The sequence below is a fragment of the Cytobacillus sp. MT66 genome (genome assembly GCF_058792595.1).
Genome location: NZ_JBXAFB010000010.1, coordinates 35,209 through 58,818 on the forward strand (window position 1 = coordinate 35,209; position 23,610 = coordinate 58,818).

General features: G+C 40.7%; 29 protein-coding genes. 18 read left to right on the forward strand and 11 right to left on the reverse strand.

Annotation, left to right across the window (positions count from 1 at the left end):
* Nucleotides 1–186 precede the first annotated feature (186 nt).
* Nucleotides 187–1,062 (forward strand): cation diffusion facilitator family transporter, encoded by an 876-nt coding sequence (locus tag AC1Q59_RS17460; protein WP_492367137.1) that lies wholly within the window; start codon nt 187–189, stop codon nt 1,060–1,062.
* Nucleotides 1,063–1,248: 186 nt separating this feature from the next.
* Here AC1Q59_RS17460 and AC1Q59_RS17465 read toward each other — a convergent pair whose 3' ends face one another.
* Nucleotides 1,249–1,530 carry a GyrI-like domain-containing protein gene (locus tag AC1Q59_RS17465; protein WP_492367138.1) on the reverse strand — a complete coding sequence of 94 codons (282 nt, stop codon included), beginning with the start codon at nt 1,528–1,530 and terminating at the stop codon, nt 1,249–1,251.
* Nucleotides 1,531–1,742: 212 nt separating this feature from the next.
* Here AC1Q59_RS17465 and AC1Q59_RS17470 point away from each other — a divergent pair, with 212 nt between their 5' ends.
* The 3 genes from AC1Q59_RS17470 (at nt 1,743) to AC1Q59_RS17480 (ending at nt 4,049) form a co-directional block, all read left to right on the forward strand.
* Entirely contained in the window at nt 1,743–2,603 is an 861-nt protein-coding gene (locus AC1Q59_RS17470) for a PhzF family phenazine biosynthesis protein (protein WP_492367139.1), read from the forward strand.
* 178 nt (nt 2,604–2,781) lie between these two features.
* Nucleotides 2,782–3,366 (forward strand): helix-turn-helix domain-containing protein, encoded by a 585-nt coding sequence (locus AC1Q59_RS17475; RefSeq protein ID WP_492367140.1) that lies wholly within the window; start codon nt 2,782–2,784, stop codon nt 3,364–3,366.
* A 266-nt stretch (nt 3,367–3,632) separates the two neighbouring features.
* Complete coding sequence (locus AC1Q59_RS17480; RefSeq protein WP_492367141.1) at nt 3,633–4,049, forward strand: hypothetical protein; 417 nt, start codon at nt 3,633–3,635, stop codon at nt 4,047–4,049.
* 123 nt (nt 4,050–4,172) lie between these two features.
* Here AC1Q59_RS17480 and AC1Q59_RS17485 read toward each other — a convergent pair whose 3' ends face one another.
* Together AC1Q59_RS17485 and AC1Q59_RS17490 are read right to left on the reverse strand one after the other, a co-directional pair.
* Entirely contained in the window at nt 4,173–4,508 is a 336-nt protein-coding gene (locus tag AC1Q59_RS17485) for a hypothetical protein (RefSeq protein ID WP_492367142.1), read from the reverse strand.
* Between the two features lie 814 nt (nt 4,509–5,322).
* The gene (locus tag AC1Q59_RS17490; protein ID WP_492367143.1) at nt 5,323–5,880 is read right to left on the reverse strand and encodes a lysozyme inhibitor LprI family protein; all 558 of its coding nucleotides are present in this window, start codon (nt 5,878–5,880) and stop codon (nt 5,323–5,325) included.
* A 251-nt stretch (nt 5,881–6,131) separates the two neighbouring features.
* Here AC1Q59_RS17490 and AC1Q59_RS17495 point away from each other — a divergent pair, with 251 nt between their 5' ends.
* Complete coding sequence (locus AC1Q59_RS17495; protein ID WP_492367144.1) at nt 6,132–6,464, forward strand: hypothetical protein; 333 nt, start codon at nt 6,132–6,134, stop codon at nt 6,462–6,464.
* 165 nt (nt 6,465–6,629) lie between these two features.
* Here AC1Q59_RS17495 and AC1Q59_RS17500 read toward each other — a convergent pair whose 3' ends face one another.
* Nucleotides 6,630–6,935, reverse strand: coding sequence for a DUF6199 family natural product biosynthesis protein (locus AC1Q59_RS17500; RefSeq protein ID WP_492367145.1), 306 nt, complete (start codon nt 6,933–6,935; stop codon nt 6,630–6,632).
* A gap of 294 nt (nt 6,936–7,229) precedes the next feature.
* Nucleotides 7,230–7,703 (reverse strand): NUDIX hydrolase, encoded by a 474-nt coding sequence (locus AC1Q59_RS17505; RefSeq protein ID WP_492367146.1) that lies wholly within the window; start codon nt 7,701–7,703, stop codon nt 7,230–7,232.
* A 194-nt stretch (nt 7,704–7,897) separates the two neighbouring features.
* Between AC1Q59_RS17505 and AC1Q59_RS17510 the strand changes: the two genes are divergently transcribed.
* Nucleotides 7,898–8,416 (forward strand): GrpB family protein, encoded by a 519-nt coding sequence (locus AC1Q59_RS17510; RefSeq protein WP_492367147.1) that lies wholly within the window; start codon nt 7,898–7,900, stop codon nt 8,414–8,416.
* A gap of 39 nt (nt 8,417–8,455) precedes the next feature.
* Here AC1Q59_RS17510 and AC1Q59_RS17515 read toward each other — a convergent pair whose 3' ends face one another.
* The 5 genes from AC1Q59_RS17515 to AC1Q59_RS17535 all read right to left on the reverse strand — a co-directional run bounded on the left by AC1Q59_RS17515 (nt 8,456) and on the right by AC1Q59_RS17535 (nt 10,932).
* The gene (locus tag AC1Q59_RS17515) at nt 8,456–8,650 is read right to left on the reverse strand and encodes a PspC domain-containing protein (protein ID WP_492367148.1); all 195 of its coding nucleotides are present in this window, start codon (nt 8,648–8,650) and stop codon (nt 8,456–8,458) included.
* A gap of 191 nt (nt 8,651–8,841) precedes the next feature.
* Complete coding sequence (locus AC1Q59_RS17520) at nt 8,842–9,777, reverse strand: hypothetical protein (RefSeq protein WP_492367149.1); 936 nt, start codon at nt 9,775–9,777, stop codon at nt 8,842–8,844.
* A gap of 121 nt (nt 9,778–9,898) precedes the next feature.
* Nucleotides 9,899–10,153 (reverse strand): hypothetical protein, encoded by a 255-nt coding sequence (locus AC1Q59_RS17525; RefSeq protein ID WP_492367150.1) that lies wholly within the window; start codon nt 10,151–10,153, stop codon nt 9,899–9,901.
* Nucleotides 10,154–10,171: 18 nt separating this feature from the next.
* A complete protein-coding gene (locus tag AC1Q59_RS17530; RefSeq protein ID WP_492367151.1) occupies nt 10,172–10,561 on the reverse strand; it encodes an SHOCT-like domain-containing protein in 390 nt (129 codons plus the stop codon).
* A complete protein-coding gene (locus AC1Q59_RS17535; RefSeq protein WP_492367152.1) occupies nt 10,561–10,932 on the reverse strand; it encodes a DUF2089 domain-containing protein in 372 nt (123 codons plus the stop codon). Before AC1Q59_RS17535 ends, AC1Q59_RS17530 begins: the two co-directional genes overlap by 1 nt.
* A 264-nt stretch (nt 10,933–11,196) precedes the next feature.
* Between AC1Q59_RS17535 and AC1Q59_RS17540 the strand changes: the two genes are divergently transcribed.
* Nucleotides 11,197–12,558 carry a TrkH family potassium uptake protein gene (locus tag AC1Q59_RS17540; protein WP_492367153.1) on the forward strand — a complete coding sequence of 454 codons (1,362 nt, stop codon included), beginning with the start codon at nt 11,197–11,199 and terminating at the stop codon, nt 12,556–12,558.
* 133 nt (nt 12,559–12,691) lie between these two features.
* Here AC1Q59_RS17540 and AC1Q59_RS17545 read toward each other — a convergent pair whose 3' ends face one another.
* On the reverse strand, nt 12,692–13,936 hold the full coding sequence (locus tag AC1Q59_RS17545; protein ID WP_492367154.1) for a PstS family phosphate ABC transporter substrate-binding protein: 1,245 nt from the start codon (nt 13,934–13,936) through the stop codon (nt 12,692–12,694).
* A gap of 88 nt (nt 13,937–14,024) precedes the next feature.
* Between AC1Q59_RS17545 and AC1Q59_RS17550 the strand changes: the two genes are divergently transcribed.
* The 11 genes from AC1Q59_RS17550 (at nt 14,025) to AC1Q59_RS17600 (ending at nt 23,549) form a co-directional block, all read left to right on the forward strand.
* Nucleotides 14,025–15,212 (forward strand): CaiB/BaiF CoA transferase family protein, encoded by a 1,188-nt coding sequence (locus AC1Q59_RS17550; RefSeq protein WP_492367155.1) that lies wholly within the window; start codon nt 14,025–14,027, stop codon nt 15,210–15,212.
* A gap of 106 nt (nt 15,213–15,318) precedes the next feature.
* On the forward strand, nt 15,319–15,828 hold the full coding sequence (locus tag AC1Q59_RS17555) for a GNAT family N-acetyltransferase (RefSeq protein ID WP_492367156.1): 510 nt from the start codon (nt 15,319–15,321) through the stop codon (nt 15,826–15,828).
* Between the two features lie 161 nt (nt 15,829–15,989).
* Nucleotides 15,990–16,304: an arsenical resistance operon transcriptional regulator ArsR gene (gene arsR / locus AC1Q59_RS17560; protein ID WP_492367157.1), complete on the forward strand. Its 315-nt coding sequence runs from the start codon at nt 15,990–15,992 to the stop codon at nt 16,302–16,304.
* Between the two features lie 58 nt (nt 16,305–16,362).
* Nucleotides 16,363–16,794 carry an ArsI/CadI family heavy metal resistance metalloenzyme gene (locus AC1Q59_RS17565; protein ID WP_492367158.1) on the forward strand — a complete coding sequence of 144 codons (432 nt, stop codon included), beginning with the start codon at nt 16,363–16,365 and terminating at the stop codon, nt 16,792–16,794.
* 101 nt (nt 16,795–16,895) lie between these two features.
* The gene (locus AC1Q59_RS17570) at nt 16,896–18,191 is read left to right on the forward strand and encodes an arsenic transporter (protein ID WP_492367159.1); all 1,296 of its coding nucleotides are present in this window, start codon (nt 16,896–16,898) and stop codon (nt 18,189–18,191) included.
* Nucleotides 18,192–18,205: 14 nt separating this feature from the next.
* Nucleotides 18,206–18,607 carry an arsenate reductase (thioredoxin) gene (gene arsC / locus AC1Q59_RS17575; RefSeq protein ID WP_492367160.1) on the forward strand — a complete coding sequence of 134 codons (402 nt, stop codon included), beginning with the start codon at nt 18,206–18,208 and terminating at the stop codon, nt 18,605–18,607.
* Nucleotides 18,608–18,647: 40 nt separating this feature from the next.
* Nucleotides 18,648–18,917, forward strand: a complete 270-nt coding sequence (locus AC1Q59_RS17580; RefSeq protein WP_492367161.1) for an adhesin — start codon at nt 18,648–18,650, stop codon at nt 18,915–18,917.
* Nucleotides 18,918–19,225: 308 nt separating this feature from the next.
* On the forward strand, nt 19,226–19,999 hold the full coding sequence (locus tag AC1Q59_RS17585; protein WP_492367162.1) for an enoyl-CoA hydratase/isomerase family protein: 774 nt from the start codon (nt 19,226–19,228) through the stop codon (nt 19,997–19,999).
* A 13-nt stretch (nt 20,000–20,012) separates the two neighbouring features.
* Nucleotides 20,013–21,197: a CaiB/BaiF CoA transferase family protein gene (locus AC1Q59_RS17590; RefSeq protein ID WP_492367163.1), complete on the forward strand. Its 1,185-nt coding sequence runs from the start codon at nt 20,013–20,015 to the stop codon at nt 21,195–21,197.
* Between the two features lie 76 nt (nt 21,198–21,273).
* On the forward strand, nt 21,274–22,056 hold the full coding sequence (locus tag AC1Q59_RS17595; protein WP_492367164.1) for an IclR family transcriptional regulator: 783 nt from the start codon (nt 21,274–21,276) through the stop codon (nt 22,054–22,056).
* A 440-nt stretch (nt 22,057–22,496) separates the two neighbouring features.
* Entirely contained in the window at nt 22,497–23,549 is a 1,053-nt protein-coding gene (locus tag AC1Q59_RS17600) for a 2,3-butanediol dehydrogenase (RefSeq protein WP_492367165.1), read from the forward strand.
* Nucleotides 23,550–23,610: the final 61 nt, after the last annotated feature.

Sequence of the window (23,610 nt, forward strand, 5' to 3'; positions counted from 1 at the left end):
ATTAGAAATCAATGAAGAAACGTTTATTTATTTCTATCTATCCTTGTGAAAATTCTTAATTTTCCCTTGTGAAACATTTTTATAGACAAACTACTTATATAAACCTAGGCAAAAAGGTTGCTGTAGACCCACCCCCTATTTCATTGATATCCTAATCAAGGACTAATTTTAGACGGAGGATCAAATGTGTTGGAACAGCAACAAAGATATAATGACCTTAAGCTGGGAGAACGGGGAGCAATTTTCAGCATCATCGCGTATGTAATCCTTTCAATCATCAAGCTTGCTGTCGCCTATATGAGTGATTCCGAAGCTTTAAAGGCAGACGGCTTAAATAATTCAACAGATATTTTGGCATCCATAGCAGTATTGGTGGGCCTGAAATTTTCGCAAAGGCCGCCTGATAAAAATCATCGGTACGGCCACTGGAAAAGTGAAACCATTGCTTCCATGATTGCTTCTTTTATTATGTTGGCAGTCGGCATAGAGGTGCTTGCTGCAGCTGTGGCCTCGATTTTTCAAGGGGAAAAAGAATCTCCGGACATTGCAGCGGCTTATATTGGAATACTTTCCGCTACCGCAATGTATTTTGTGTATCGATACAACAAAAATCTCGCCCAAAAAATTAACAGCAAAGCTGTCATGGCCAATGCGAAGGATAACCTATCAGATGCGTGGGTAAGTGCCGGAACAGCGGTTGGTATATTGGGGTCTCAATTGCATATGCCCTGGCTGGATCCGCTGACAGCCGTTGTTGTCGGACTATTAATCTGTAAAACAGCTTGGGAGATTTTCAAACAGGCTTCCTATGAGCTCTCGGATGGATTCGATGTACAAAAGATTGAACTCTATCAGAAGGTTATTAGGAAAGTAGACGGGGTTAAAGGGATTAAAGAAATCAAAGGAAGGTACTACGGAAACAATGAAGTGATTGATGTGGTCATCCTTGTCAACTCCACCCTTGATATTAAAAAGGCCCATGACATCGCAACCTCCATTGAAAAAACCATGAAAGACGATTACGGAGTCTATGACGTTCATGTTCATGTGGAGCCAAGTTAAAAGAAGCTTGGAGAAAAGAGAAGAATCCAACGTTTCTTCGAATGTAGAAATCAATAAACCCTCAGAAAAATCTGTCGCAAAATTAGCAGCTAAAAAAGGTTGGGGGCAAAATCAGAGGAACCCCAACCTCTTTGATATTCATATGTGGTTTCGGAAAGTCTTCTGTACAGATAATCATCATTTGTGTCAATCGCCAACTTTTTTCTTTACTGCCATCCAAATTTCACTATACATATTTTCCGAAGTCCCATTGTACTTTATGTAAGAAATTCCAGGCAGATCTGCCAGTTCGTAATCTGAAGAAGGCAGCCATTCAGAATAAATTTTTGCGGTAGTTTCTTGAAGTGTAGCAGGAAATGGCCCTTGATTAGGGAAAATGGCCCATAAACTTTCTTCAATCGTAATTTGCTCTAAATCCGTTAAATATTTTTCGATGTAATCCATTAAATGATTGAATTTGGGTAACATTCATTTCCCTCCTCTCCAAATACATATTATCGTTAAAATTTATGTTTCACTCGATATTCTTTATACGGACTTTATTGGAACGTTTCTTCGAATATAGAAAACAACGAAGCAAGCAATATAAAAAGGGATAAGTTTTGTTCTCTCCACTAATAAGATTCGATACTTTTCCAGAGCCAATAATGATAAAATCTCCATAAAAGGAGGCGGTAAAGATGGGTTTTGATGTCGTACATACAACCGTGTTTTCTATAGGAAAGGGAGGAGGCAATCCTTGTCCTGTCGTGCTAGATGCGGATGATCTTACAACCGATGAGATGCAAAAGATGGCAAAGGAGTTCGCCCAGGAAACAGCTTTTGTTTTAAAGCCAGCGCGTTCCGATTGTGATGTAAAGTTTCGTTATTTTGTTCCTTTGCATGAGATGGAAATGTGCATACACGCCACCATTGGGAGCACGACTGTTCTAGTGGAGCAAGGAATGATTAAACATTCGCCGATGATGGTGGAGACCCTGTTAGGACCTGTGAAAGTCGAATGGAAAACAAATGGAGCCAATATAGACGTTAGCGTCGAACAATTCCGTCCGGCTTTTATGAAAGTAAATCCTGCAAATGAAGAAATCTGCAAGTCCCTCCATATTGAAGCAGCAGACCTAGCTGATTATCCGATTCAATCCGTGTCTACCTCGCGCTATAAATTGATTGTTCCATTAAAAAGCGTAGAGACACTGAACACTCTTAACCCGAATTTCGAATACCTTTGGCAGCTGTGTGATGAATACAATACTACAGGCTTCTATCCTTTTGCGGTTGAAGAGGAAAACCGTGTCCACGCACGCCAGTTTCCAAATAGAGCAGGCTATAACGAAGATCCCGCAACCGGTGTTGCCGCATCTGCTTTAGGCGCCTATTTAACGAACTATAACATTTTCGATTCCAAAAACGATGGCTGGAACAGCTATCAGGTGATCCAGGGAATTGCTATGGAACGTCCGAGTATGATTATATCTGAAACATATACACATCAAAATAAAATTACGAGGACTCGAATTAAAGGGAATGCAGTATTAGTTTAATGGAGTTTATAGGGGATGATCCCCTTTTTCAAAAGGGTTACAACGTTTCTTCGAATCTATCAACCAACGAAATAAGATATATAAGTTCCTCTTCCCGCCGACTAATTAACTCTACGGAGCGTTTGTTGTTTCGTTGCCTTCAAACATTTATGATGTCACTAGAGCAGGAGGAGTAATTATGGATAATCGCAAAATTGGAGAGTTAATTTTTAGATTGCGGAAGGAAAAAGGGTTAACACAGAAACAATTAGCAGATCGAATGAATATTTCTGATCGGACGATTTCAAAATGGGAGCGTGGGTACGGCTGTCCCGATATTACGCTTTTATCAGAACTATCATCCCTCCTTGGAGTAAATATAGAAAATATGCTAGATGGTGAATTAGCGCCGAATGATTTTATAGGAGGAAATATGAAACAGGCTCATTATTTTGTCTGTCCAACATGTAATAATATTGCTTTAGCAACCGGAAACATCACCCTATCTTGCTGTGGAAGAAAGCTTGAACCATTAGCCGCGAAAAAGGCTTCAGAAGATGAAAAGCTTGCCATTTCTGAAATTGACCAGGAATGGTTTATTTCAAGTGAACATCCCATGACAAAGGATCATTATATTTCATTTATTGCCTTTGGTACAGGTGACCAGGTGCAGATTATCAAACAGTATCCCGAATGGAGCTTTCAAGCACGCATCCCGAAACGAAAGCATGGAAAACTTTTATGGTATGATACTCAATTCGGGTTATATTATCAGCTGATCTAAAAAGGAAAAACCATAAATATCCCATAGTAAAGCCGTTTTCCTAAACAGAAATTGGCTGTTTTGGTTGGCTTTTAAAAAATAAACAAATAAACATTCCTTTAAATCTAGAAAACAACGAAACAAGAAATAAACCTAACTAAATGTGGTGCACCTTTATCTTATCCCAGATAGACTGCCAGTTTTTCTTAACCAGCCGTTCTTTGAAAAGCGCGTCTTTCTCTTATACAGGCTAATTTTTAGGGAATAATACCTCTGAGGTGATCCCGGTGATTAATAAAGTATTAATAAGCTTTATTTTGCTCCAATTAATTTCAGCAGCAGTCACTGCTCAATCGGCCCAGAAGATAGAAATTTTCGATATAAGCAAAGGGAAAGTGATTGCGGGTGCTCCAACAAGTAAGGAGACGCAACAAGAGGTTGAAAAATTCCTTGAAGGAATATCGGGCGTATATGTAAAATACAATCCTATTCCAAATAAAGGATTTATGATCAGAGTTCCTTTGGAACCTCATAAAATGGTGAAAAACCAATGGTTTGAAGACCTAGTTGATGAAGTAACAATCATATTTTCCGGCCAAGAAGAGCCATATTTAATGGTTTTCAGCGATGAAAACAGACCGTATTTCCTTACATTTGAAGGGGACACATCCGAGCTCCTGGAATTAATAGACTTTAAACCATAGGACAGCCCTTCAAAAATAACATGAAGATTATTAAATAAAAAATGGACTTTTGAATTTTATGGAGTCCCCATCGAAGGGCTATGATCTTGATTGAAGAGGACAAGAGACCTGTCCCCTCGTCCATTAAGGACAGCTAATGCAGAAGTCTTTGATGATTTCGACTGTATTTCGAGGTTCTTCACGGGCGGGTCTCGTTTCAATTGATAAAGATTGAGCATCTTCTATTTGAATGACGCCTCTTGCATTAGGCGGGAGTGTAATGGTTACAGGATCTCCCGTTCTCGGTGTTACAACAACTTCTCCCTCCAGTCTTCCTCTGACGACAACCATTGCAGTATAGTGGTTTTCAGTCAAATCTGTAAATAGAAAATCCGACCCTCTGAAGGAAAATGTCTCTTCATGTCTTTGAACTTCACCCAAGTCTGAGCAACACATGCAAAAGTCTTTTACAATATTCATACTCCCTCCAATTATGCCTGGACTGGAAGTACTTAACTTGACAGCTCGAGCATCTTCAATTTGAATAGCAGCTGACTCAGTGAAATTTATAGTAGTATCAGGTCCCATTCGTGGCGTCACAATGAGTTGAGCGTTTGGAGATCCACCCGTTATATCTTCAATGCGTACGCTAATCAATGCCTTATAGTGGTTTTCAGTCAAATCTGTAAAATAAGTAAATACGCCTGTTCCTGGCTGTAAAATGTCTATTGTAGCTTCATGCCGGAGAACCGTATAATTCTGCTTGTTTGTTCCCATAACAAATCATCACCTCTCTTACACGTGAATTTTAATTCGATCTTTGAGTAAAAGATTCCCTTGTAGTATATGGAGAGAGACTTGCACATGCTTGGACTAACTATATATAGAGTAAGCTCAATAAACGAATAAACATTCCTTTAAATCAAGAAATCAACGAAAAAAGAAACAAAGTTGATTTAAATTTTAACCCATTCTTTTGCTTTTCATAAAAATTTCATTTTCAGCCTTTATGATGCAATTAATAAATCAGTGAAAGGAGGGATTTAAAATGATGGAGCCTATGGAACGGATGAGTTTTATTTTCAAAGGTATTGGAGTAATAATGGTTATTGGGTTAGCTATATTATCAGGAAGTGTACTTGCATAAGAAACTGAACAATAGCGGAAACTGCAGCAACCGTATGGAGAAGTGTAATGAGCACTTCTCTTTTTGTATCGTTGACATTTAAAGAAGAAGGGCTCAATAAACGAATAAATATTCCTTTAAATCTTCCAAACAATAAAACAAGAAATATTAATTTATGTATTTTGCAACCAACTCATAGCATCTTTCTCGTGTAAGGCTTGCTTGCGCAGCCACATATTCTAATGATTCCATTGAACCGCCCTTATATTTTAGTGATGATTCTTTCGCCATTTCATCTCTCTGTTTAATCCAGTTCCGTTGTTCTTCTCTTAATTTATCCATCTGTTCTGTACTAAGCTGTTCTTTCAATATCCCATAAATTTCGTTCAATGCCCCATCCCACTTTTTATATCTTTCCGCCTCTTGTTCTATCATTTCTGCCGTTGTTGTTTTAACTTCTGCGTATCTGTCTGCTTCTTCCATTTCGTTTAGTCTCTTGAGATATTCGTCCTTTTTACTTTCGGCACCTTCTGAAGAGTTTTCTGTTTTACCTGTCTTTATTCGGTCTTTATTTGTTGAGTCACCTTTTGCATTTTGAGTCGGGCCGCTGTTTGATGACTGGTTATTCAGGTTCGTATTTGACTTCTCCGACGAGTTTGCATACGCAACCAATATAAGTAATATTACTGTTAGCATTGCGATTAAAAGCTTCCGAGGATTTTTCATTTTCCTCCCCCCTTTTAAAGATCATACCAATCCTTCAACAAACTTGTAAAAGTTATACTCAGAATTCGAATACATAAAAAGCGCAATTTTAATTAAATTTAATTTATCTTGAAGGGGATTAATCAACTCATATGGAAGAATCCATAGAATATACAAAAGGAAAGATCAAAACACAAAAATGGAGTTATGCTCAAATGATTAATAAGAAGGTCAAATTTTTGTAATCAAAAAACACATAAAGGGGGAATTTTATGCAGTTAAAAAATCTGCTCATTATCCTTTTGACATTGACGGTGGAGGTTGTCATTACCTATTTTGTCGCTTCAGCCTTCTCAGTCCGTTTTATTGAGGTCATGTTCTTTACAGGGATGGCGTTTGCGGCAGGCACTTTTTATTTCTCCAGCAGCGGCGGGAAAATTTCAGAGTTCCATTCCTCTCATCTTAGCGGCCAAACAGGGATCATTCAGAAACGGGAGCCATTTGTCTTTCGAAGAGGGCCTATTTTTACAGCCTCAGCCATCTTTTTCGCAATAGGATTGTTGTTTTTTATTTTGCTTCTGTCCGGAGTTATACCGCCGGCTTAATTTAAATATATCTAACTAAAAATAGAGCTTAGAAGTGACCCTAAGCTCTTATTTTCACACTTCTTATACAACGTTTATTTAAGTCAAGATACAAAGAAAAGAAGAAAGGTTGGAATTGAACTATAATCATCTCTCCTCACTTCCTTTTTCCAGGTCCTCGATTGTTCAGGCATCCTTTTTACCTGCGAAGATTTTAAATGCCCCAAAAAGCATCACTAAAGGAATAATCACTAATGAAAAACGAAGAAGGTAAATTTCAAAAAGGAAACTGATGATAACGAAGGGGAAACCCACCATAGCAACTATTGATGCAAATTTAGTATAACGGATTGCCTCATCCGATAATTCTGGCTCTTCATTATACATCCACCTTTTTCCAAACAGCAGACTTTCTTCGGGATCTAAATAAGACCAAATTAACAAGCCGTAAACGGGAATCATAAAAACAACAGATAAGATTATTTCCCCCACCATATCCCTCCATCTCTATATGAATGGTTTAAACATAAAAGTACCCTTCTAAAACAGCAGACTTTTTTAAGTGTAATCTAACCATTCCTTCACTTTGTTCTCCATTTTCTTTTCCAAGTCCTTTAAATTGCCTGCATCTTTCTGGGCTAATTTTATAAACAACAACGTTGGTTTAAATCTAGGAATCAACAAAACAAGAAAAGAATACATATAATTGTTTTCATTTCCTTAGGTCCTTAGATCCTGCATCGAATCTAAGATTAGATTAATTTTTTCACGGATCATGACGGCCTCCTATGAATCTTGTTTAATAATTACGTGCTCAGGGGTTCCTGGAAGCCTTTTTAGCCCAGCTTTAAGAAACTCTGGATATAGCTCGATCTCTTCCAGTTCATTAATCAGAAACCATTTATACAGGAGTCTCTCCCCTTCAAGCCCAAAGAAGGTGTCTTTATTAAAAAACGAAGCATTGTTTGCAGCCTCGATATGATAGTACAAGCCTACTTCATGAATAGGGCTTTGATTATATACGAAAAAATTCTCCGTGATCCATAGGAGATTATTAACCTCTACCTTTTGTCCAAGCTCCTCCTGAATTTCTCTTTGGACAGCTGACTTTGAATCTTCCATAAGATTAACTCTGCCCCCAGGAAGTGTCCAGTGCTCATCTTGTACCTGTTTATGTAACAGTACATAGCCATTTTCCATCCAGACGCCGGCAGCCCGATAATTAAATATTCCTTTTTGCGTCTTAAAAACCGCATCCATCCAAGCATCCCCCTCAAATCTTTTTACCAATATACAAATGATTGTCCATTAAGTTTTAGTTCTTTTTAAGAAGAAACGTTTATTTCTTTAAAATTTGCTTGATACAAATATTCCCTCACTTCCTCGAAATTCCTCATTCTAATTGGAAGTTCATGTTAAAATGATGGGAAAGATTTGTGAAGGGAGAACTGCGCGTGAAAATTAGGCTGACAGACTACAAAGAAGATTGGCCGCGTATGTATCAAGCTGAGACTGACACTTTGAAAGGCATATTCGGCGGCGAGATCATCCGATTTGAACACTTCGGGAGTACCTCCGTCCCAGGCATGATGGCAAAGCCTGTCATCGACATGATGGTAATCGTTAAAGATATCGCTAAGATAGATTCGTATAATAGCAGAATGGCATCTCTTGGGTATGATGTCGCCGGGGAATGGGGGATTGCAGGCAGAAGGCTGTTTCGAAAAGGCAGAGAACACCGAACTCATCACATTCACTTTTACCAGCACGATAACCCGCAAATCGAGCGTCATTTAATTTTTCGCGATTATCTCAGGTCCTACCCGGAAGAAGCAGCCAGGTACAGCCGATTTAAAGAAGAGTTGGCTCAGCGTTTCGAGCACACAAGCGAATACAGTCCGGCGAAAAAGAGCTTTGTGCAGGAAATGGAACGAAAAGCCCTCGGATGGTTTAAATCAAATCAGCATAAATAAAATACAAAACAGTACTGCAGGGCAAACCCCTGCTATTGATTAATCGATTTCTTTGTCAGTTGGCATAACTACTGCTGCTAAAATATAAATGAGCCAAGTTACCCCGCCAGTAAAAAATCCGGACACGACAGTTAGTATACGGAGTATGCTAACATCTATTTTATACTTTTCACTTAAGCCGCCTAATACCCCTGATAATTGCTTTTCTTTTGTAGACCTATATATTTTTCTCATAAATCATCATTCCTCTCCGGGTAATATACTTATCTTTTTGTACGTAATCAACCATGCAATAGTTTCAGCCTAAATATAATCACACAAAAATGGAGTACGAATAAATGCTGATTCGTACTCCCAAAACGATGATGCTTCGTATTTTCTCTACGCTGACCAACCCTGTTATGCGATAACGGGGCTAGCTTTTTCTATTTTTCTTCTATCACCTTAAACGCCCCGCTATTTAATATCTCCTCGACTTCTTCATACCCAGTCGGGAATGCATAGTTATACCTTGCCGGCAGGGCAAAGACGTAGTTTGTGCTGTGCCCCAGTTCTTTAGGATTCATCGGTGCTGCCCCGATATGGAATTGATCTGCCTGCATCGCGTCCCACTGCTTGTGCGTGAACACCATAACCGGGATATCCTGACGCGGGTCCTGCTCGGTCCATTGCGGGTGCCTGATCGAAATGAGCGGACCGGTTTCAACCGCCTTACCGCCCTGCGGTGACATGCCTTCCCACTTATCCATGATCATCTTATAGCCCTTCCAGCTTTCCGGAAGTTCCAATGTAAAGCCATATTCTGCATTTCTATACTGGATGCCGTCTGTTGCATACTCGCCAAGTGTGACATCAGTGATGAGCCAGCTATTATTGACCCTTTCAACAGTTAGCTCAATCGGGCGCTTGGCCGCAGCACCGCCCTTTTCCTTCTCTACACTTGTAATCTCGATAATTTCTCCCTTCACCATATAAGACGCATCTGTGGCCTTCTCAGCAGAAAGAACCTCGATTCGGTCCGGCCAGGGGCTTGAGGTCAGGCGTCCTGGGGCGCTTTCCGGATTATCGATCCATTTTTCTAATAGAGGCTCTGAAACAAGACCCCCATACTGTTCAGTTATATTCTTTTTTAAATCCTCTTTCGGCGCGAGCAGCGAGACCATTTGCAGCTTTTTGCCAAATGCCTCAACTACCTTAGTAACGAGCTCCTTATCGGATTGAACAGCTTCCTGCGGCGGCTCTTTCGGCTGTTCGGAGGCCTGCTCCGACGGCTGTTCCGGGGTGGCACTGGTTGTGCCTGAACAGCCAAACAGAGACATGCTCAAAAAGAGCGTACCTGCGATAGTAAATGATTTCTTCATACGATGTTCCCCCTAGACTTTTCCTTTAGTTTCCACTCATTAGACGGAAAAAATCCCCAATTTGTTACGGGAGCAAACTTCTTTATAAAGAAGGGACACGGGAATGTCCCCGTGTCCCTATTTAAAGCTTTACTTCTACCTCAGTTCCATCCTTCAATTTCGTTTCAACAAGGATAACTCCACTGTGCTTAGAAAGTCCCTGCAGCAGCAGCTTCAGGTCCTTTCTTTCAATTTCCGGGAAGATGAATTTGCTGCCATCCTTTTCAATCGCTTTATTTATTAAGTGATTAAATCTTTTTGATGTAATAATCAAACTACCCAAATTTAAAACCGCATAGGGAACAGGGATGGAGAACCGTTTATCCTTTACTTTCACCCTGACTCTTAACATAATCTACTCAATCACCACGAAAACTTTATCACCATTGGCTGAGGTGATATCAACAATCTGTCCATCCAATTCATTTTCAATAGCCTCAATGAGAACGTCAACGTTAATATCTTTTACATATTTTTCTGCCTCAGGTATTTTTTCTGCAATATTTGTACCCACTTTTAAAATAGCCTTTACCAGATTAATTGGTAAATTCACATTTACGTTATCACCTTTTTCAGAGGTCACACGAATCTTCAGCATTTTATTTCCATAGGGGACTTCCTTTTTTATTGTCACTGGTTCTGGCTGATCTTTTCCTTGTAAAATGCTAATTAATTCACTTGCTTTTTCCTTATTAATCTTTCCTTCTTCCACCAGTGTTAAGACTCTCGAAATTTCGTCCTTCATTATACTTCCCCCTCTTTTAGTAACTGAATGGCTTCCTCTGCCGTAATTTCGCCTTTTTCCAGTAACGATACAACTTTTTTCTTATCCACTTCCGGTTTCTTTTGAGAGGAATATCCCAGAGTGGAGATAATTTCATCTAATTTTCCTCTGACAGTCGGGTAAGAAATTCCGAGCTCCTTCTCAACCTCTTTGATATTTCCGCGGCATTTAAGAAAAATCTCAACAAAATGCAGCTGTTCTTGCCCGAGAGCCGCTATTCTTGAAACTTCAAATTCATTTTCTATCGTTGTCTGACAATGGTTACACTGTAGCTTAGTAATTTTAAGTGCATTTCTGCAAACTGGACAATTAGTAAGTAAAGGATACGCCATACTGGTCTCCTCTCTTTTATTTATCCATATCATACACCGTATTTTTCTATTTTTAAACAATTATTTTAATTTATTTAATAAAAGTGATCATTTTTATTAAATAAATTAAAATAAAAATTAATTAAATCAATTAATTCCTCATTCAAATTGAGTGAGGGAGCCTGTCCCTGTGTCCTATCTGTATTTTTATTTGAATAAGAAAACTAAAGCACTATAATAATTATACAAATTAGAGGTGAAATCATTTCAAAGGGGTTATTCTGAATGTCCAAACTAAGGGTTATTAAAATGAAGTTCGAAAATCTAGCACCCTCCCAATTAATCGTTACCTTTTATTTAATTGCAGCATTCGTGTCTGTCGTTTTATTAAGCTTGCCCATTGCACTAAAGCCAGGAGTAGAATGGACATTTATCGATGTATTATTTACATCCGTAAGTGCAATAAGTGTTACGGGACTCAGTGTCGTTTCAACTCCTGACACATTTAGTACTCCAGGCATCTTTATTCTTATGTTTATTATGCAATTCGGCGGCATTGGAATTATGACATTGGGAACTTTCGTCTGGTTACTCTTAGGAAAAAAAATTGGATTTAAAGAAAGAAAGCTTATTCAGACAGACCAAAACCAATCAACATTTGCTGGGCTGGTTAAGCTTATGAAAAATATCTTATTTATCATAGTTGCTATCGAAATAATAGGCGGCATTATTCTGGGTACATACTTTTTATCGTACTTTCCAACTTGGCAAGAAGCATATTTACAAGGGTTCTTTGCATCGATCAGTGCAACAACAAATGCTGGCTTTGATATTACAGGTCAATCCCTCATTCCCTTTGCAAATGATTATTTCGTCCAATTGATAAATATTATCCTCCTAACACTTGGGGCAATTGGTTTTCCTGTTCTGATCGAAGTAAAAGATTTTATCCAGAATAAAAGAACAGATAGTTCAGTCCATTTCTCTTTATATACAAAATTAACAACCGTTACATTCTTTTCATTAATGATTTTTGGCACCATCGCCATTCTAATATTGGAAGCAGGTCATTTTTTCGTTAATAAAACGTGGCACGAGTCTTTTTTCTATGCATTCTTTCAATCTGCTACGACAAGAAATGGGGGTTTGGCTACCATGGACATTAGCCAGTTTTCTGAACCAACACTTCTTACATTATGTATTTTAATGTTTGTCGGAGCTTCTCCTAGTTCTGTCGGTGGCGGAGTTAGAACAACAACATTTGCTATTAATTTATTATTTATTTATAACTTTGCAAGAGGAAATAAATCAGTAAAGGTTTTTAGACGAGAAATACATCCTGATGACATACAGAGATCAATGGCTATTATGCAGACAGCAATTTTCCTTTGTTTCATCTCTGTTGTGCTGCTAAAAATAACAGAGCCTTTTTCAACAATAGAAATACTATTTGAAGTATGCTCTGCTTTTGGAACAACTGGCTTATCGATGGGAATAACACCTGAGTTAAGTGATATTGGAAAAGTCATAATTACTTTGTTAATGTTTATCGGGCGTATTGGAATCCTTTCATTTATATTTATTATTTCCAAGAATGGGAAGGAGCCGAATTATCATTATCCAAAAGAGCGAGTTATTATTGGGTAATTAAAAATGAAGGACACAGGGAAAAGATACAAAAGGAAAAGAATCAATGAATATAAAAGCAGCTTCGACAAAATGCCGAAGCTGCTTAAATAAAATCTTTATGCAAAGAAACGTTGTTTCCATCATTCCCTTCTTACTTCAAAGGAACATACCCGCTGCGATCTACAATATCCTGTCCTTGCTTAGACAGCATCCAGTCAATAAAGTCCTGAATATGCGGGTTTTGGCTGCCTCCGGTGGTGATGGCGTAGAACTGATCAACAATCGGATACGTCTCGTTTTGAATGTTTTCCTTTGTCGGCGCAACGCCTTCGATGGCAATGTATTTGATCTTTCCGTTATCGGCCATCTCCTGCGAGAAATGTCTGAATGAATAGCCAATGGCATTTGTACGATTTTGATAGTTGGTTGTTTCGCGGATGATGCCGCCCATCCCAGAGACGATATCCTTTGCAGGCGGTTCCATTAGCGGTTTGCCGTCCATCATCTTAATTAGAGCGGACTGGCTGCCGCTGCCTTCAGGGCGCTGGAACGCGCGGATTTCTTCATCCTTGCCCCCAACTTCTTTCCAATTGGTTATTTCTCCCGAATAGATCCCCTGAATCTGTTCAACCGTCAGCGTCTCAACCGGATTGTCTGAATGGACAAAAAATACAAACGCTTCTCTTCCAATCGGCGTTAAGTTAAGCTCGACCCCACGGCGCTTGGCACTGTTCATTTGGATTTCTGACGGATGCGCCAGGAACACCATGTCGGCCTCGCCATTAACTAAACGATCAAAGGCGAAGCTCGTTTGGCTGGAGACCACCTCACTGTCATAGAGCGGGTACTCCTTTTCTGGATATACCGCCTGAACGAAGCCTGCATAAACCGGATAAAGAGCGGTCGCCCCGTCCAGCTTTGGAAGATTATCCTCGATTTTAAATGCTGACGCCTCATCTAAATGGACAGCTTTCGTATTTTCTATAAACGGGCGATACTCCGACAGATCAACATCCTGCGAGCTTACAACCTCGATGCTTCTCACATAGGCCTGATAGCCTTCATAAGCAATCACTGAAACGACAGCTAAGGAGAAAAAGGCAATGACTCCAATCTTCGGCCCTTTTTTCTTGATATGGCCATAGATAGCGAGAATAATCGCCATCATCAGCCCTATGGTTACAGCTGGAATAAAAACGTTATAAAACTCGTAATTTCCGGAAAGGACCGCAATAATGGTCGCAACAAATCCAGCAAAGCCCAGCACAATAACAGTGAGGAAGGCGCTAAATAGTTTCATATAATTCCTCCTATCTTTCTTTATGGACTTATTTCTTTTTTCGTTGTTTTCTTTACTTAAACCAACGTTGAATGTCTTTTCCCTTCCCAATAACAATTTTACCTGAAATTTCTTGTTTTTTGATATAATGATAGAAAAGTTTAATATTTTATGAAAAATCATAATTTTAAAGCAGGTGACAAAAATGGCTGGAGCATTAGATGGAGTCAAAATACTAGATTTAACAAGGGTGCTTGCTGGGCCTTACTGTACAATGATTCTAGGAGATTTAGGCGCAGAGATTATCAAGGTGGAAGCACCAGGCGGAAGCGATGATACAAGAAGCTGGGGGCCGCCTAATGTGGGCGGAGAAAGCGCATATTATTTATGCGCCAACCGCAATAAACGCGCCATTACGTTAAATATGCGGACTGAGGAAGGAAAAGACGTCCTAAGAAAGCTCATTAAAGAATCAGACATCGTCATGGAAAACTTCAAAAATGGCACACTCGAAAAATGGGGCTTTGACGATGATTATATGAAATCATTAAATCCAAGGATTATCCGCTGCTCGATTACGGGATTCGGTAAAACCGGCCCTTATAAAGATCTTCCAGGCTATGACTATATCATTCAGGCGATGGGCGGACTGATGAGCATTAATGGCAGCGAGGAATCCGGCCCCATGAAAGTCGGCGTGGCGATTTCCGATATTGTGACCGGCTTGTATGCGGCAATTGGCGTGCTCGCAGCTCTGAATGAAAGAAACCAATCCAATCAGGGGCAAAGTATTGATATTTCGCTGTTTGACTCGCAAATCGGTACCCTGATTAATGTGGCGAGCAATTATCTGGTTTCGAACAAGGTTCCGAAGCGGTTAGGAAACATGCATCCGAATGTAGCTCCCTATCAGCCGTTTGCGACAGCTGACGGAGAAATGGTGATCGCAGTCGGCAACGACGGGCAATTCAAGAAGCTCTGCAACGTATTAGACACACAAGAGCTTTGCGAAGACGAGAGATTCTCGACCAACCCGAAAAGGGTGGAGAATCGCGAGATGCTTGAAGGCATTCTTTCGGAAAAATTCCAGCAAAAGACCACAAAGGAATGGCTAGAGCTGCTTCGGGCAAATGGCATTCCTGCGGGTCCGATCAACAACATGGAGCAGCTCTTCCAGGACGAACAGGTCAGTGCGCGCGGCATGGTGCAGGAAATCTCGCACCCAACTGCAGGCAATGTCCGTCTTGTTGGCAGCCCTTTGAAGCTTTCAAGAACACCGGTTGATATCAGACGCCATCCGCCATTAGCCGGCGAGCATACAGAAGAAGTTTTAGCGGAAATCGGCTACACAAAAGAAGAAATTGAGGAAATGAGAGCGAAGAATATTTTATAGAACTGCAACAAAGGCCGCCGTGCGGTCAGCCGCATGGCGCGCCATTGTTTTGATATTGCAATTATTTACTTCATTAATTTAGATATAGCACTAAAGGGGAAAAACGATGGAAATTAGAAGGTTAACTTCATTAGAAGATGCAGAGAAATACCGCAGCCTTAGACTTGAAGCACTGCAAAATAGTCCTGAATCATTCGCCTCCAGTTTTGAAGAGGAAAAAGACCTAACTATTCATAACATTAAGGATCGATTGCAATCGAATGATTCTTTTACCTATGGAGCTTTTGAGGATCGGGAATTGGTGGGAATCATTACTTTATATAAAGAAAAAGTATATAAACTAAGCCATAGGGCACATATTGGAGCCATGTATGTTTCGCCTGCTAATAGAAGTTTAGGAATTGGCAAAGTCTTAATGGATGAAGCGATAACGAAAGCAAAAGAGATTGAAGGCTTGGAGCAGGTGTACTTAGCCGTTGTTTCAACAAATGAACCGGCCAAAAAGCTTTATTCTTCACTGGGATTTGAAGTTTTTGGTACAGAAAAGAGAGGCTTAAGGTTAGAAAACAATCGCTATTATGATGTAGACTTTATGATTTTGTATTTATACGTCTAAATAAATTTTCAAGCTTGTTTCAATTAGAAATGGGCTTTTTTAATCGTATAGAGCGGAGTTTCTGCTATTAATCAAAAAAAATTGATTTATATATTGCAAAGAAGATAGATAATTTTGTATGCTTTATATATCAAAAAAAGTTGATGAAAGGAAAAGCTAAAATGACTGAGACGACAAAACAGTTTCAAGATTATGAGAAAAAGTTTAAAGCCTTAGCCGATCAGAAGCGTTTGGAAATCATGTATGAGCTTACTCAAAGAGGAAAAACATGTGTATGTAATTTAACAGGGGCATTAGAAATGACCCAGTCTAAACTTTCTTATCATTTAAAGATTTTATTAGATGCCGGTCTCATTACTAAAGAAACAAAAGGTACTTGGAGCTATTACGATTTAAATGATGCTGAAGTAAACAATTTGTTATCAGAAGAATTATGCTGCATTTTTAGAAAAACAGGAAGAGGCAGCTGCTGCTAATTTTTTTATTTTATATATCAATTTTTTTGATTTAAATAACATATAGGGGGGAATCACAGTGAAATATGTTCACGTGGGAATTAATGTGACTGATTTAGAAAAATCCATTGAGTTTTACCAAAAGGTATTCGGAGTATCTCCAGTAAAAGTGAAACCGGACTATGCAAAATTCCTATTAGAAACACCAGGACTTAACTTTACCCTTAATGCACGAGACGAAGTAAGCGGCAATCAGGTCAATCATTTCGGGTTCCAGGTTGAAACCGCTGAGGAAATCACAGTTCATAAAGAACGCTTAGAAAAGGAAGGGTTCTTTGCCCGCGATGAAATGGATACAACCTGCTGCTATGCAGTCCAGGATAAATTTTGGGTAACCGATCCTGACGGAAATGAGTGGGAATTCTTTTATACAAAAGCAGACAGCGATGTCAGCAAAACCGAAGCTGACGCTTGCTGCACACCATCAGTGAAAGCTGAAATTCAATTATAATCACAGCGATTCCTTTAGTCCGAATTTTGCTTTTAGCATCTTTCACACCAATACTTAACACTAAAGAATGACGTCTCTTGTGACTAATGGAGGTTTATCTAGTGACAACCGCAATTTTGGCATCAGCCATTTTCTTAGCAACACTTATTTTAGTCATCTGGCAGCCGAAGGGGCTGAACATTGGGTGGTCTGCCTGTGGCGGAGCACTCCTTGCCCTTTTAGTGGGGGTTGTCGGATTTAATGATGTCTTAGAAGTCATAGACATTACATGGAACGCAACTTTAACCTTTGTATCCCTGATTTTGATCTCTTTAATATTAGATGAGACTGGATTTTTTGAATGGGCTGCTCTGCATATGGCAAGGGCTGCCAAGGGCAATGGCATCAGGATGTTCGTTTATGTCAGTATATTGGGTGCTATTGTTGCGGCGCTATTTGCCAATGACGGAGCAGCACTTATATTGACACCGATCGTCCTTGCTATGGTTCGCCATTTGAATCTTAAAGAAGCCATGATTTTTCCGTTCATTATGGCGAGTGGATTTATTGCTGATACCACATCATTGCCATTTGTGGTCAGCAACTTAGTAAATATTGTATCAGCCGATTTTTTTGACATTGGATTTGTAGAATATGCGTTCAGAATGATTTTGCCGAACCTGTTTTCACTGTTGGCAACCATTACGGTATTATTAATCTATTTTAGAAAGAACATCCCGAAAACGTACGATTTGTCTAAATTAAGGAAGCCAGTGGAAGCTATTAGGGATGATAAGATGTTCCGCCTTTCTTGGTTTGTTCTAGCAATCTTGCTTATTGGTTATTTTTCCAGCGAGGCCATTCATATTCCCGTTTCCGTGGTTGCTGGACTTGTTGCTATTGTCTTTTTATTCATGGCAAGAAAAAGCCATGCTGTCAACACGAGAACGGTGGTCAAAGGAGCTCCGTGGAATATCGTCTTTTTCTCGATTGGCATGTATGTTGTTGTGTACGGTTTGGGAAACGCCTGGCTGACCCATTCGCTGGCAAGTATGATCCAAGCGGCTGCCGATCAGGGACTATTTGTTGCAACGATTGCTATGGGTTATATTGCTGCTTTCTTATCATCTATGATGAACAATATGCCAACAGTCATGATTGACGCCTTGGCAATTGCCGAGACGCAGACTTCCGGCGTGGTGCGCGAAGCCCTGATTTATGCCAATGTCATTGGTTCTGACTTAGGTCCGAAAATTACCCCTATCGGTTCCTTAGCAACCTTGGTATGGCTTCATGTTTTATCGCAAAAAGGAGTTAAGATTTCATGGGGCACCTACTTTAAAACAGGGATCGTCTTAACGATACCGATTCTATTTATCACCTTGCTGGGACTATATATTGCATTAGTACTATACTAAAAGGAGAACTAGTTATGTCTAAAAAAACTATTTATTTCTTATGTACAGGAAACTCCTGCAGAAGCCAAATGGCAGAAGGTTGGGCGAAAAAGCATTTAGGAGAAGATTGGGATGTGCATAGTGCCGGGATTGAAGCACATGGGTTAAATCCAAATGCAGTCAAAGCCATGGAAGAAGCTGGCATTGATATCTCAAGTCAGACTTCTGATATGATCGACCCTGAGATCTTAAACCATGCTGATTTAGTCGTTACATTATGCGGGGATGCCGCTGATAAATGTCCGGTAACACCTCCGCATGTAAAGCGTGAGCACTGGGGATTTGATGATCCGGCAGGAAAAGAGTGGTCTGAATTTCAGCGTGTTCGAGATGAAATTGGCGAAAGAATTAAACGTTTTGCAGAGACTGGAGAGTAAGAAATTTCTCGAGAAAAATGATACACGGGGGCTAACTCAAATGAGAATTACAAATGAAGCAAAGGACCTTTTAGAAAACATTTTCAAACAAAGAGGCAATGAAGGAATCCGCCTGACTGTCACGGCGGGTGCTAGCGGACCTCAAATTGCCTTATCTTTAGAGCCACCACAGGAGTTTGATCGAATTCAAACGATTAATGGCATTAAAGTCGCCTTTGATCCTGCTGTGACAGGAACGGAAGAATTAACTTTAGATAAAGAAGAAAGTCAGGATGGTGTAGGATTGGTGCTATTAGGTGACGGCAGCTGATGCTGCATCCTGCAGAGGAATATCATGTTAAGCGCAATGAAGAGGGTCATTTTGGCCCTCTTTTTTTATTAAAAGCACCCGGAAGGCGCACAATGAACCTTTCTTCGAATAAACATTTATTACTTCCAATATAAAAACACTCCCTCCTTCCTAGTTTGGATTAATCATCATTCTTAAAATTCTAATCAATTAATTAACTATTTTATATTTTCGGTAAATTAGTTGACATTTATAGCTGTCAGAATTATATAATCATAAATAGGAATAGCGTTCCGCTAAAATGAATTTAAATATGAGGAGGTACTATTGTGGGAGAAAATTATGTGCTTTTTGAACGTGACGGACAGGTGGAGTGGATTACCTTTAACCGGCCGGAAAAGCTCAATTGCTTAACACGAGAAAATTTAAAGCAGATTAGCCAGCGTTTGAAGAAAATTGCCGCAGATGAATCAGTCAGGGTTGTCATTTTTACAGGGGCCGGTGAAAAGGCGTTTTCCGCGGGGATGCATGTCAATGAATTTAATGGGCTGACGCCCCAGGATGCCTATGAATTAATCTCTGAGCTTAAGGAAGTCTGTGAGCTCATCCGCAAGATTCCGCAGCCGGTTGTGATGGCGATTAACGGCTACTGCATTGGCGGAGCCCTTGAAATGTCTATGGCCGCCGACATCCGTGTGGCTGCAGCTAATGCAGTTTTTTCCATGCCTGAGATTAACTTAGGAATTCCTTCGGTGCTCGATTCCGTCCTCCTTCAGCAGCATGTTGGACTGAGCCTGGCAAAAGAAATGCTTCTAACCGGCAATTCTGTTTCGGTTAAACGGATGAACCAGCTTGGCTTTTTGAATGCAGTAGTCGAGCAGGATCAAGTGCGGGCAACCGCAAAAGAATACGCGGAGGAATTAATCGATAAGCCATACTTTACGATCAAGCAGCAAAAAGAACTATTCGAAACATGGCAGAACTCAAGTCTGGAAGTAGCCATTCAGGACAGCGTAAACAAATTTGCCCTTGCCTTCACCACAGATATTCCTCAGAAGCGATTAGATGAATTCCTTGCCAAAAAAACAAAAGTAGAAAAATAAGGGAGTGAAATCAATGAGCCTTCCCTTAGAAGGGATCAAAGTACTTGAACTAGCCCGGACGCTTGCCGGCCCTATCGCCGGGCAAATGCTGGGTGACCTGGGCGCTGACGTAATTAAGGTCGAACAGCCGGGGATTGGCGATGAATCGCGACGCTTTAAGCCACCCGAGTGGGACGGCGAAAGTGTTTATTATCTGAGCTCGAACCGGAACAAGAAAAGCCTCACACTGAATTTAAAGAGCGAACAGGGAAAACAGATTATCTATGATCTGATCAAAGATACCGATGTCTTCATCGAAAGCTTCCGAACCGGAGTCACAGAAAAGCTCGGGATTGACTATGAAACGCTTAAAGAGATCAACCCCCGGTTAATCTATTTATCAGTTTCAGGATTTGGCCGCACGGGACCGGAAAAATACAGGGCAGGCTATGATCTTTTGCTTCAAGGGTATTCCGGCCTGATGAGCACAACAGGGGAACCCGGTATTCCTTATAAAGCCGGGCCCTCAATCGCCGATATGACCGCTGGCTTCCTTGGTGCTCTAGGGGTGCTTGCGGCCGTCATTGCACGCGGACAGACAGGAAAAGGGCAATTTGTAGACTGCAGCCTATTGGACGGACAGATTATGGCTTTAAACCATCTGGCCACCGCCTTTTATGCGACAGGAACCTCGCCAAAGCCGATGGGTCAGGCACATAACTCGCTTGCGCCTTATCAGGTATTTCAGGCAAAGGATAAACATTTTATTCTCGCTGCCGGCAATGACAAGCTGTGGGTAAAAACCTGTGAAGCCATGGGCTGGGATGATTTATTAGAAGTCGAGGAATATGAGACCAATCAATCCCGCGTCGCCCACCGGGACACACTCATCCCGATCATCAGCGCACGGCTAAGCGAGCTGACAACTGATGAAATCAGCCAGAAACTTGATGCGGCTGGCGTTCCATGCGGGCCGATCAACTCTGTCGGTGATGTCCTCACCTCACCACAGGCCCTAGCCAGAGGAATGATGACAGACATCGATCACCCGACAGTAAAAGACTTAAAAACACCGGCGTTTCCTGTGAAACTATCCGAAACCCCGGCCACCGTCCGTCTTCATCCTCCATTACTTGGGGAGCATACGGATGAAATTCTGGCCTCTCTAGGATTTAAAAAAGAAGAGCTGGATCAGATGCGGCAGGGCGGCGTTGTCTAACTAGACTGTCAGGAATATCCTGATAGTCTAGTTTTTTGCTAGAATAAGAGTATATTTCTATCAAGAAAGGGGCAGAATGATGGAAACAGACCAAAAAGATCCGGATCTGCTTCTCACATTAGCACGCGCACTGCGCATCCTCTCGATTTTTAATGAGGAAAAAAGCGAATATACGCTACACGAAATTTCAAACGCGCTTAATATCCCAAAAAGCATGGCTTTTCGGACGCTGTACACGCTGGAAGCTATGGGGTATTTAAACAAAAATCATCAAACAAAAACCTATACACTCGGCTTTGAAATCCTGCGCCTCGGCAAAGTTATGCGGCAGAACTCATCGCTCTCAAAGCTTGCCATGCCTGTCCTGCAGGAGCTTAACGATCTTACAAAGGAAACCGTATGCCTGGTGATTCCTGATCAAAAAATGATGCGCGGCGTACAGGTGCTAAGCATGGACGCCAAACACCCGATCAAGCATGATTCCGATATGGTCACCGTTGGCTATCTGCACTGCGGGGCAGCACGAAAGACGCTGCTGGCTTATATGGAAGATGAATTCGTGGATCAAGTAATAGAGGAAGCAGGCCTTCCCGCCATTACTGAAAACACCATTACCGACCCGGAGATCTTAAAGCTAGAACTAAGAAGAATCCGAGAACAGGGATATGCCACCAGCAAGGCAGAGGCAACGCCAGATCTTTTCTCCATTGCTGCCCCTGTGTTTTCATATGAGGGAGACATCACCGGGAGCATTGCCATCAATCTGCCGATGTATCGCCTGAATGATAATGAAGAAAAACTGGCAGAATGGACTAAGGCTTATAGTGCAAAGATTTCCGGAAAGCTGTCGAATATTTAAAAGGAGAACCCGTACATGGGGATCTCCTTTTTTTCAAGGTATAAACAAACCTTTCTTCGGATAAAGGTTTATTCTTTTCTATAAAAAAGGCAAATTTTAAATCTACCTTTCTATCAATCCTCCTCAAGCCCTCATCCGGTATCAAACACGAACTATAACATTTTCGGTCCCTCACCTAAAGAAAAGTAGTCGCTTCACTCAGTAAAGAGAATCGACAATACAAAAAATGGCTGCAAAGCATGCAAGAAACTTGCCGCCCTTATCGTACCCCCAAAAGGGTTCTGAACCGTTCGGAAGAAGAGTTCCGAAGCACTCGGAAGCAATCGTTTAGTTTGATATTTTAAAAAGTTAGCGAGATAATTTAATTGTTAACACATGTGCTAGAACATTTTTAATAGATAAGTTTTTTAATAGACTATACAGAGTGGGGGGCATTAAAGATGAAAGCAGCAGTATGGTATGGAGCAAAAGATATTCGTGTGGAAGAACGTGAAATTTCAGCAGTTTCTAGCAATCAAGTGAAGATTAAAGTCGCTTGGGCAGGTATTTGCGGAAGTGATTTACACGAATATTCCGTTGGACCAATTACGATCCCAGCAAACGAACCAGATCGTATAACAGGGGTACAAGCACCATTGACAATGGGACATGAATTCTCAGGTGTGGTTGAAGAAGTTGGCTCTGATGTCAGCGGTTTCAAACCTGGCGACAAGGTTGCCGTCAACCCTCTAATTATTAGCGGTACTCATAAAGATCCATTAGTTGATATGTATAAAGGCTTTGCTTTTGTTGGCTTAAATTCTGATGGGGGATTTGCGGATTTTGTTGTAGTTGATCAAAAGAATGTGGTTAAACTTCCAGAAGACATGTCCTTAGAATATGCAGCACTTATTGAACCGACAGCGGTTGCTGTTCAAGGGATTAAAGAGTCCGGATTAAAACTCGGTGAAAGCGTTGCTGTCTTCGGTGCAGGGCCTATCGGTTTGCTTACCATTATTGCCGCAAAAGCAGCAGGCGCTAAAGAAATATTTGCTTTTGACCTATCAGACACTCGTTTACAAAAAGCAAAAGAAGTTGGCGCAACACATGCGATCAACTCTGGCCAGCAAAATCCAGTGGAATACATTCGATCCATCTATCCTGACGGAGTAGACCGTGCATTCGAGGTTGCAGGGGTAGCACCAACCTTTAACCAGGCCATTTCGGTCACTCGCGCGCGCGGCGTAGTCACCATCGTGTCTATTTTTGAGAAACCAATTGAATTCTCACCAATGCAATTAACGGCAAGCGGTGTGCATTTGGCCTCAACTCTAGCCTATGAGCCAGACGTATTTGAAACAACGGTCAAATTAATTGCAAGCGGCCAAATTGATCCATCACCTGTCATTACCGATCATATTGAATTAGAAGAGATTGTGGAAAAAGGATTCGAAGCCTTGATTAAGGATAAATCTCAAGCGAAGATTTTAGTTAAATTAAGTGGGGAGAAATAATTTCCCTTTTTATAAAAATAGTAAAATGCAAGGCCTCCATACATTGTGGGAGACCTTGCAT

Excerpts from the sequence above, each read along its gene's own strand:
- AC1Q59_RS17540 (WP_492367153.1), top strand. The coding sequence starts at position 11,197 with ATGTCCAAACTAAGGGTTATTAAAATGAAGTTCGAAAATCTAGCACCC.
- AC1Q59_RS17600 (WP_492367165.1), top strand. The coding sequence starts at position 22,497 with ATGAAAGCAGCAGTATGGTATGGAGCAAAAGATATTCGTGTGGAAGAA.
- AC1Q59_RS17465 (WP_492367138.1), bottom strand. The coding sequence starts at position 1,530 with ATGTTACCCAAATTCAATCATTTAATGGATTACATCGAAAAATATTTA.
- AC1Q59_RS17530 (WP_492367151.1), bottom strand. The coding sequence starts at position 10,561 with ATGAAGGACGAAATTTCGAGAGTCTTAACACTGGTGGAAGAAGGAAAG.
- AC1Q59_RS17535 (WP_492367152.1), bottom strand. The coding sequence starts at position 10,932 with ATGGCGTATCCTTTACTTACTAATTGTCCAGTTTGCAGAAATGCACTT.
- arsC (WP_492367160.1), top strand. The coding sequence starts at position 18,206 with ATGTCTAAAAAAACTATTTATTTCTTATGTACAGGAAACTCCTGCAGA.
- AC1Q59_RS17475 (WP_492367140.1), top strand. The coding sequence starts at position 2,782 with ATGGATAATCGCAAAATTGGAGAGTTAATTTTTAGATTGCGGAAGGAA.
- AC1Q59_RS17550 (WP_492367155.1), top strand. The coding sequence starts at position 14,025 with ATGGCTGGAGCATTAGATGGAGTCAAAATACTAGATTTAACAAGGGTG.
- AC1Q59_RS17590 (WP_492367163.1), top strand. The coding sequence starts at position 20,013 with ATGAGCCTTCCCTTAGAAGGGATCAAAGTACTTGAACTAGCCCGGACG.
- AC1Q59_RS17580 (WP_492367161.1), top strand. The coding sequence starts at position 18,648 with ATGAGAATTACAAATGAAGCAAAGGACCTTTTAGAAAACATTTTCAAA.
- AC1Q59_RS17515 (WP_492367148.1), bottom strand. The coding sequence starts at position 8,650 with ATGAGAAAAATATATAGGTCTACAAAAGAAAAGCAATTATCAGGGGTA.
- AC1Q59_RS17485 (WP_492367142.1), bottom strand. The coding sequence starts at position 4,508 with ATGAATATTGTAAAAGACTTTTGCATGTGTTGCTCAGACTTGGGTGAA.
- AC1Q59_RS17495 (WP_492367144.1), top strand. The coding sequence starts at position 6,132 with ATGCAGTTAAAAAATCTGCTCATTATCCTTTTGACATTGACGGTGGAG.
- AC1Q59_RS17520 (WP_492367149.1), bottom strand. The coding sequence starts at position 9,777 with ATGAAGAAATCATTTACTATCGCAGGTACGCTCTTTTTGAGCATGTCT.
- AC1Q59_RS17555 (WP_492367156.1), top strand. The coding sequence starts at position 15,319 with ATGGAAATTAGAAGGTTAACTTCATTAGAAGATGCAGAGAAATACCGC.
- AC1Q59_RS17505 (WP_492367146.1), bottom strand. The coding sequence starts at position 7,703 with ATGGATGCGGTTTTTAAGACGCAAAAAGGAATATTTAATTATCGGGCT.
- AC1Q59_RS17470 (WP_492367139.1), top strand. The coding sequence starts at position 1,743 with ATGGGTTTTGATGTCGTACATACAACCGTGTTTTCTATAGGAAAGGGA.
- AC1Q59_RS17595 (WP_492367164.1), top strand. The coding sequence starts at position 21,274 with ATGATGGAAACAGACCAAAAAGATCCGGATCTGCTTCTCACATTAGCA.
- AC1Q59_RS17490 (WP_492367143.1), bottom strand. The coding sequence starts at position 5,880 with ATGAAAAATCCTCGGAAGCTTTTAATCGCAATGCTAACAGTAATATTA.
- arsR (WP_492367157.1), top strand. The coding sequence starts at position 15,990 with ATGACTGAGACGACAAAACAGTTTCAAGATTATGAGAAAAAGTTTAAA.